This window comes from Actinophytocola sp. (genome assembly GCF_045807065.1).
Classification (GTDB): Bacteria; Actinomycetota; Actinomycetes; order Mycobacteriales; family Pseudonocardiaceae; genus Actinophytocola.
In genome coordinates, this window is sequence record NZ_JBJMIE010000295.1 from 1 (window position 1) to 8,521 (window position 8,521).

5 protein-coding genes are annotated in these 8,521 nt (G+C 74.1%); all 5 read left to right on the top strand.

The genetic code is table 11. The features are described from left to right. Positions 1-1,332: phosphopantetheine-binding protein (locus ACJ73U_RS17070; protein ID WP_407778619.1), on the top strand; the 1,332-nt coding region annotated here is incomplete at its 5' end. Positions 1,333-1,358: 26 nt separating this feature from the next. Continuing rightward, positions 1,359-2,312 carry a TauD/TfdA family dioxygenase gene (locus tag ACJ73U_RS17075; protein ID WP_407778620.1) on the top strand — a complete coding sequence of 318 codons (954 nt, stop codon included), beginning with the start codon at positions 1,359-1,361 and terminating at the stop codon, positions 2,310-2,312. Continuing rightward, a complete protein-coding gene (locus tag ACJ73U_RS17080) occupies positions 2,309-2,530 on the top strand; it encodes an MbtH family protein (RefSeq protein WP_407778621.1) in 222 nt (73 codons plus the stop codon). The genes ACJ73U_RS17075 and ACJ73U_RS17080 overlap by 4 nt, the downstream gene beginning before the upstream one ends. Next, complete coding sequence (locus ACJ73U_RS17085; RefSeq protein ID WP_407778622.1) at positions 2,527-5,712, top strand: non-ribosomal peptide synthetase; 3,186 nt, start codon at positions 2,527-2,529, stop codon at positions 5,710-5,712. Before ACJ73U_RS17080 ends, ACJ73U_RS17085 begins: the two co-directional genes overlap by 4 nt. Beyond that, positions 5,709-8,521: non-ribosomal peptide synthetase (locus ACJ73U_RS17090; protein WP_407778623.1), on the top strand; the 2,813-nt coding region annotated here is incomplete at its 3' end. The genes ACJ73U_RS17085 and ACJ73U_RS17090, both read left to right, overlap by 4 nt.

Below are 8,521 nucleotides of genomic sequence, written 5' to 3' on the forward strand. Positions count from 1 at the left end.
GTGGCCCGCGGGCTGGTGTCGGCGTCGACGCACTGGCTGCTCGACGAGCACCGGATCGGCGGCGTGCCGGTCGTGCCGGGCACGGGGCACCTCGAGTGCGCGCGTGCGGCCACCGCGGCGATCATGCCCGGACCGGTCGGCGCCGCGGTGGAGCTGCGGGACATGGTGTTCCTGGAGCCGTTCGCGGTGCCGGACGGCGGCCTCGCGCAGTACCAGGTCGTGGCCTCCACTTCGGACGAGGAGCTGGAGCTGGAGATCCAGAGCGTCGCGGCCGGGGTCACCCGCACCCACGCGCGCGGGTCGGCGGGCTGGACCACCGACGAGCCGGCCGCGGACCTGGACGTCAACGGGATCATCGCGCGGACTCGAAGGGTCGACGACGACTCGTCGTTCGGCCGCGGCCGCACCAGCATGCTGACCTTCGGCCCGCGCTGGAACGCGTTGCGGGAGCACCACCTCGGCGACGGCGAGGAGCTGGCCCGGATCGAGGCGCCCGGCGACGCCGAACCCGGCTGGGGGCTGGACCCCGCGCTGCTCGACGTGGCCACCGCGTTCGGCAGGGCCCGCGGCGAGGGCACCTACCTCCCGCTGTCCTACGGCCGGATCGTGGTGCGCGCGCCGCTGCCGGCGCGGTTCTACTCCTACCTCACCTACCGCGGCGGTGCCGACGCGGCCGACGTGGTGGCCGCCGACCTGCGGCTGGTCGACACCAGCGGCCGGGAACTCGTCACCGTCACCGACTTCGTGCTGCGCAGGGTGGACCAGGACGCGGTCACCGGCGGCCTGACCGCCACACCGGCCGCGCGCCCGGCCGTCTCCGCGTCGACGAGCGACATCGCGCCGGCCGACGGCGCGGAGGCCTTCCACCGCAGCCTGTCGGCCGACCTCGGCCGCCAGGTCGTGATCACCACCCACCCCGTCGCCGACATCCTGACCCGTGCCAGGGAGGTCACGACCGACACCATCGCCACCGACCTGGACCTGGCGGCCGAGACGTCCTCGGACACCGAGGACGCCACGACGGGTGCCCCGCCCCGCACGGCGCTGGAGAAGGTCGTCGCGGGGGCGTGGCGGGAGGCGCTCGGCGTCGACGCGATCGGTGTCGACGACGACTTCTTCGGCCTCGGCGGCAACTCGCTCGTCGCCGTCCAGCTCATCGCCGCGCTGCGCAAGGCGGCCGGCGTGCGGCTGCCGATGCGCAGCCTCTTCGAGACCCCGACCGTCGCCGGGCTCGCCGCCCGCATCGAGGAGATCCAGGCGGAGGAAGCGGCCGCCCCCACGCCCGAACCCGGGCCGTCGGGCACGACCATCCCCCGGCTGCCCCGAGCCTGACCAGTGCTGAAGGAGAACGAGCAGACATGACTACCCCGACGAGCACGACGCTCGCCCACGTGGTGGAGAGCGACGGGACGGCAGGAGTCCTGGACGTGATCGCGGAGCGGCGTGCGGAGCTGCGCGCCGCACTGGTGGCGCACGGCGGGCTGCTGCTGCGCGGATTCGACATCGGCGGTGTCGACGGCTTCGACCAGGTCGTCCGCGCGCTGGCCGGCGAACCGCTCACCTACACGGAGCGGTCCTCGCCGCGGCACTCGATCAAGGGCAGGGTCTACACCTCGACGGACTACCCGCCGGAGGAGGAGATCTTCCTCCACAACGAGAACTCCTACCAGGCCGGCTGGCCGCTGACGTTGTTCTTCTACTGCCTCACGCCGCCGCGGACCCTCGGCGCGACCCCGCTCGCGGACATCCGCACGGTGTACCGGGAGCTGGACCCGGCGGTGCGCGGGGAGTTCGAGCGCCGCGGCTGGCGGCTCGTGCGCAACTTCCACCCGGACTTCGGCACCACCTGGCAGCACGTGTTCAACACGGAGAACCGCGACGAGGTCGCCGAGTACTGCGCCGCCAACGGCATCGACGTCGAGTGGCGCGGCCGCGACGGGCTGCGCACCACCGCGGTGCGCAGGGCGGTGCACCTGCGGCCGGGCAGCGACGAGCCGCGCTGGTTCAACCACGCCACGTTCTTCCACGTGAGCACGTTGCCGAAGGACCTGCGGGAGGGCCTGCTTGCCATGTTCGGCGAGGACGAGCTGCCCGCCAACACCTTCTACGGCGACGGCGAACCCATCCCCGACGACGTGATGGACCACCTGCGGGCCACCTACCGGGCGGCCAGCACCCGCTTCGACTACCACGGCGACGACGTCCTCGTGGTCGACAACATGACCGCCGCGCACGCCCGTGAGCCGTTCACCGGCGCGCGCAAGATCGCCGTCGCCATGGCGGAGGCGTACCGGCCGGAGGAGAACCAGTGAGCGGAGCTGGCGGAGCGACCCACCAGACGCAGAACGGGGACCGTTTCCTCGTGGTGCGCAACGACGAGGAGCAGTACTCGATCTGGCCGGAGCACCGCGAGCTGCCGGCGGGCTGGCACGGCACGGGGTTCGCGGGGGAGAAGGACGAGTGCCTCGCCCACGTCGACGAGGTGTGGACGGACATGCGGCCGAGATCCGCGCGCGAGGTGTCCTCATGACACAGGAATGGGCGTTCCCGGCGTCCTACGCCCAGGAGCGGGTGTGGCTGGCGAACCAGCTCGACCCCGACTCGCCGGTCTACAACGTGTCGCTGCCGGAGGTGCTGCCCGCCGGGCTGACCCGCGAGCAGGCGACCGCGGCGCTCGGCCGGGTCGTGGCACGGCACGAGGCGCTGCGCACCTACCTGCGCGCCGACGGCGACGAGCTGGTGCAGGTGGTGCGCGCGGCCGAGCCGTTCATCCTCGACGTGGTCGACGTGTCCGATGTGGACGATGCCGACGAGAAGGACAGTGCCGGCGAGAAGGACCGGATGTTCGCGCTGGCGGGGGAGCTGGCCCGCACGCCGATCCCGCTGGACTCGCCGCCGCTGTGGCGGGCGCGGCTCGCGCGCCTGTCCGGTGACCGCTACGCGTTGCTGTTCGTCGCGCACCACGCCGTGTTCGACAGCCACTCGATCCTGTTGCTGCGCCACGAGATCCTCGAGACGTGCCAGGCGGTGCTCGACGGACGGGAGCCGGTGCTGCCCCGGCTGGAGATCCAGTACGCGGACTACTCGGCGTGGCAGCGCGACCAGCTCGACGCCGACGGGCTGGCCGCCGAGCTCGAGTTCTGGCGCGGCCGGCTGGCCGGCGCGCCCCCGGTGATCGGGCTGCCCACCGACCGGCCGCGCCCGCCCCGGCTCGGGTTCGCGGGCGACGAGGTGTGGTTCGACGTGCCGGCCGGGACGCTGGACCGGGTCGCCGAGGTGGGGCGGCACGCGGCGGCCACCCCGCAGATGGTGCTGCTGACCGCGTACGCCGCGCTGCTGTCCCGGCTGTCCGGCACCGACGACGTCGTGCTCGGGCTCGCCGCGACCGGTCGCGACCGGCCCGAGCTGGTGCCGCTGATCGGCATGTTCGTCAACCAGGTGGCACTGCGGGTGGACGTGGGCGGCGGCCCGACGTTCGCCGAGCTGCTCGGGCGCGTGCGTGGTGCGCTGCTCGACGCCATGGAGCACTGGCACACGCCGTTCCAGAAGATCGTCGAGGCGGTCGCGCCGCGGCGGGACCCGGCGGTGCAGCCGGTGTTCCAGGTCGCGTTCAACTTCATCCCCGACTCCGGCATCGACGAGATCACCCTGGGCACCACCAAGGACGACCTCGCGTTCGACGTGACCGAGGGGCGCAGCCGCGTGGTGTACCGCACGGCGCTGTTCGACCGGGCCACCGCGGCGTCGATCGCGGACCGCTACCTGCGGGTCCTCGACGCGGCCGTGGGCGATCCCGACACACCGGTCGCCGACCTGCCGCTCCTGGCCGAGTCGGAACTGGCGGCGGTCACCGGCGCCTGGGCGGTCGGTGCGCACGCGGACGTCCCGGCGGCGACCGTGCCGGAGCTGCTGGAACGGCAGGCCGCCGCGACGCCGGCCCGGACCGCGCTGGTCGCCGGCGAGGTCACCATGACCTACGCCGAGCTGAACGCGCGGGCCAACCGGCTGGCCCGCGCGCTGGCCGAGCGCGGCGCCGGGCCGGAGTCGCTGGTGGCACTGGCCCTGCCGCGCGGCGCGGACCTGGTGGTGGCGGTGCTCGCGGTGCTGAAGTCCGGCGCCGGGTACCTGCCGGTCGACCCGTCCTACCCGGCCGAGCGGATCGCGTTCCTGCTCGCGGACGCCGCCCCGGCGCTCGTGCTCGCCGACCGCGCCCTTCCCGGTGCGGTGCCGACGATGGTGCTCCCGGCCGAGACCGCCGCCGCGGACGCCGACCTCATGGACGCCGACCTCACGGACACCGACCTCGCGGAAAGCGACCTCACGGACACCCACCACGCGGACGCCGACCTCACGGACGCCGACCGGCGCGCGCCGCTGCGGGGTGCCCACCCCGCGTACGTCCTCTACACGTCCGGCTCCACCGGGCGCCCCAAGGGCGTCGTGGTCTCGCACGACTCGGTCGTCGCCTACCTGGCGTACGCGCGGGCGGCCTACCCGAGCCTGGCCGGCACGGTGCTCATGCACTCGCCGGTGTCGTTCGACCTCACGGTCACCGCACTGCTCGGCCCGCTCACCGCGGGCGGCACGATCCGCCTCGCCGCGCTGGACGACCCGGCCGCCCGTGCCGGCGGCCGGCCCGACTTCGTCAAGGCGACACCGGGTCAGCTGCCGCTGCTCGACGCGGGGACGTCACCGACCGGCGAGCTGGTGCTCGGCGGCGAGGCGCTGACCGCCGAGGCACTGCGGGACTGGCGGGCCGCCCACCCCGAGGCGACCGTGGTCAACGAGTACGGCCCGACCGAGACCACCGTGGGCTGCGTCGCGGCCCGCGTGGCACCGGGGGAGGAGCTGCCGCCCGGCCCGGTCAGCATCGGCAGGCCCGTCCTCGGCGCCCGGGCCTACGTGCTGGACAGGCGGCTGCGCCCGGTCCCGCCCGGTGTCGTCGGCGAGCTGTACGTGGCCGGTCCCCAGGTGGCCCGCGGCTACCTGAACCGTCCGGGCCTGACGGCGCGGCGGTTCCTGCCCGACCCGTTCGCGACCGGCGAGCGGATGTACCGGACCGGCGACCTCGCCCGCTGGCGCGCCGACGGCACGCTCGACTACCTGGGCCGCACCGACCACCAGGTCAAGATCCGCGGCATGCGGGTGGAGCTGGACGAGATCTCCTCGGTCATGCTGGCCAACCCGGACGTCCGCGAGGCCGTCGCGGTGTTGCGCGGGGAGACGCTCGTCGGCTACCTGGTCGGCGACCCCGACACCGGGGTGCTCGCGGCCGAACTGGCCGCCACGCTGCCCGCGCACATGGTGCCGTCGGCGTTCGTGGTGCTGGAGCGCTTCCCGTTGACCCCCAACGGGAAGCTCGACCGGGACGCGCTGCCCGAGCCGGCGCGGCGGCAGGACCCGGCCTACCTCGCGCCCCGCACCGACGCGGAGACCCTGGTCGCCGAGGTGTTCGCGGAGATCCTCGGCGTCGAGAAGGTCGGCGCCCTGGACGACTTCCACGACCTCGGCGGCAACTCACTGCGCGGCATGCGCGCCATGGCGCTGATCCGCGCCAGGATCGACGTCGACGTGCCGATGCGCGCGCTGTTCGGCTTCCCGGTGGTCGCCGACCTGGCGGCCGAGATCGACCGCCTGCTCGACGCCGAGCTCGCCGAGATGTCCTCAGATGAGATCGCCGCCCTGCTGGCGAAGGAGAACGACCGACGATGACCGCCCTGCCGGAGGCCGCTGACCGCGGTGCGGCCAGGAGAGCCCTGCTGGCCAAGCGACTGCGTGAACGTGCCGGACGGACCCCGGGCCATCGCGTCCGGCCACGTCCCGACGGCGCGGTGGTGCCGCTGTCCTACGCGCAGGAACGCGTCTGGTTCATGGACCAGCTCGCGCCCGGCGAGGCGGCGTACCACATCGCGGTGCCGCTGCGGGTCCGCGGCGCGCTGGACGTGGCCGCCCTCAGGACGGCCCTGGCGGGGCTGGTCGCGCGGCACGAGTCGCTGCGCACCCGGTTCCCCGCCGACGCCGACGGGCGGCCCACCGTCGTGGTCGCCGAGCACGTCGAGGTGCCGCTGACGATCGTGGCGGCCGCCGACGAGACCGAGGCCCGGCGACTGGTCGGCGACGCGGCCGTCGAGCCGTTCGACCTCGCCGCCGGACCGCTGCTGCGGGCGCTGCTCGTCGAGCTGGCCGCCGACGACCACGTGCTGTTCCTGTCCCAGCACCACATCGTCGGCGACGGCTGGTCGGTCGACGTGCTGCTGCGGGACCTGATCACGCTCTACCGCGGCGGGACGCCGCCCGCCATGCCGGTGCAGTACGGCGACTTCGCGGTGTGGGAGGCCGAACAGCTGGGCGGCCCGGAGGCACGCCGGCACGTCGAGTACTGGAAGGACCGCCTGGCCGGCATCGAACCCCTCGACCTGCCCACCGACCGCGCCCGTCCGGCGACGCAGACCTACCGCGGTGACTACGTCGAGCTGACCGTCGACCGCGACACCACCGACGCGCTCGCCGCACTGTCCCGGCGGGCCGGCGGCACCCTGTTCATGACGCTCCTCGCGGCCTACCAGGTGTTCCTGGCCCGGCACGCGCGGCAGGACGACTTCGCGGTCGGCGTGTCGGGTGCCGGCCGGTCCGCGCCGGAGCTGGAGGACGTGGTCGGCATGTTCGTCAACATGCTGGCGCTGCGGGCCGACCTGTCCGCCGACCCCACGTTCACCGAGCTGCTCGCGGCCACCCGGCGCGGCGTCCTGGACGCGTTCGAGCACGCGGAGGTGCCGTTCGCGAAGGTCGTGCAGGAGCTGGGACTGCCGCGTGACGTGTCCCGCTCCCCGGTGTTCCAGGCGATGTTCGTGCTGCAGAACTACGAGATGGGCCGGTTCGCCGGCGCCGCGGCAGACACAGGCGCCGCGGCAGACACAGGCGCCGAGTTCCGGTGGACGCCCATGGAGCTGCGGGCCACCCGGTTCGACTTCGAGCTGCACCTGGTCGAGGTCCCGGCCGGCCTGTGGGGCAAGCTCGTCTACAACACCGACCTGTTCGACCGGTCCACGGTGGAGCGGATGGCCGACCGCCTCGGCGTCCTGCTCCGGGCCGTCGCGACCGAGCCCGGCACCCGCGTGTCCGAGCTGCCGGTCATGACCGCCGCCGAGACCGCGCTCGTGGTGCGGGAGTGGAACGACACCGCCGCCGACCTCCCGCACGACGCGACACTGCACGGGCTCGTCGAGCGGCGCGCGGCCACCGAACCGGAGGCCGTCGCCGTCACGTTCGAGGGCGAGCACACCACCTACGCGGCCCTGAACACGCGGGCGAACCGGATCGCGCACCGGCTCCGTGCCGCCGGCGTCGGACGGGACACCCTCGTCGGCGTGTGCGCCGAACGGTCCGTCGAACTGGTCGCGGGGCTGCTCGGCGTCCTCAAGGCCGGTGCGGCGTACGTGCCGCTCGACCCCGAGTACCCGGCGGACCGGCTGGCGTTCATGCTCACCGACGCGGCCGCTCCGGTCGTGCTGGTGCAGAGCCACCTGGCCGACGTGCTGCCGGACACCGGCGCCACCGTCCTCGTGCTCGACGACGAGGCGGAGTGGGCCGGCCATCCGGCCGACGACCCGCCGGGGGCTTCGGCGGACGACCTCGCCTACGTCATCTACACCTCCGGCTCGACCGGGCGGCCCAAGGGCGTGCCCAACACGCACCGCGGCATCGCCAACCGCCTCGACTGGATGCAGGAGCGCTACGGGCTCACCGCGGCCGACGCGGTGCTGCAGAAGACCCCGGCGAGCTTCGACGTGTCGGTGTGGGAGTTCTTCTGGCCGCTGCGGACCGGCGCGCGGCTCGTGCTCGCGCGGCCCGGCGGCCACAAGGACGCCGGCTACCTGCGCGACCTGCTGGTCGCAGAAGAGATCACGACCGCGCACTTCGTGCCGTCGATGCTCACCGTGTTCCTCACCGAGGACGGTGTCGAGGCGGCCACGACGCTGCGCCGGGTGATGTGCTCCGGGGAGGAGCTGCCGCACGCCACCGCGGTCGAGTTCACCACCCGCTTCCCCGGCTGCGAGCTGCACAACCTGTACGGACCGACGGAGGCGGCCGTCGACGTCAGCGCGTGGCACTGCGACCCGGCCGCCCTCGCCGAGGTCGCGAGTGTGCCGATCGGCGCCCCCATCGCGAACCTGCGGCTGTACGTGCTGGACGGGCGAGGCCACCCGGCGCCTGTCGGAGTGGCCGGCGAGCTGCACATCGGCGGTGTCGGCCTGGCCCGCGGCTACCACCGGCGGCCGGCACTGACCGCCGAGAAGTTCGTGCCCGACCCGTTCGCGGCGCGCCCGGGCGCCCGCCTGTACCGCACCGGCGACCTCGCCCGGTGGCGGCCGGACGGCACGCTCGACTTCCTGGGCCGCACCGACTTCCAGGTGAAGATCCGCGGCTTCCGCATCGAGCCGGGCGAGATCGAGGCGCGGCTCTCCGAGCACCCCGCGGTGCGCGATGCGGCGGTGCTGGCGCGCGAGGACGTCCCGGGCGA

What these genes read in the sequence shown, in the direction of transcription:
- ACJ73U_RS17085 (WP_407778622.1), top strand. Translation starts at nt 2,527, where the DNA reads ATGACACAGGAATGGGCGTTCCCGGCGTCCTACGCCCAGGAGCGGGTG.
- ACJ73U_RS17075 (WP_407778620.1), top strand. Translation starts at nt 1,359, where the DNA reads ATGACTACCCCGACGAGCACGACGCTCGCCCACGTGGTGGAGAGCGAC.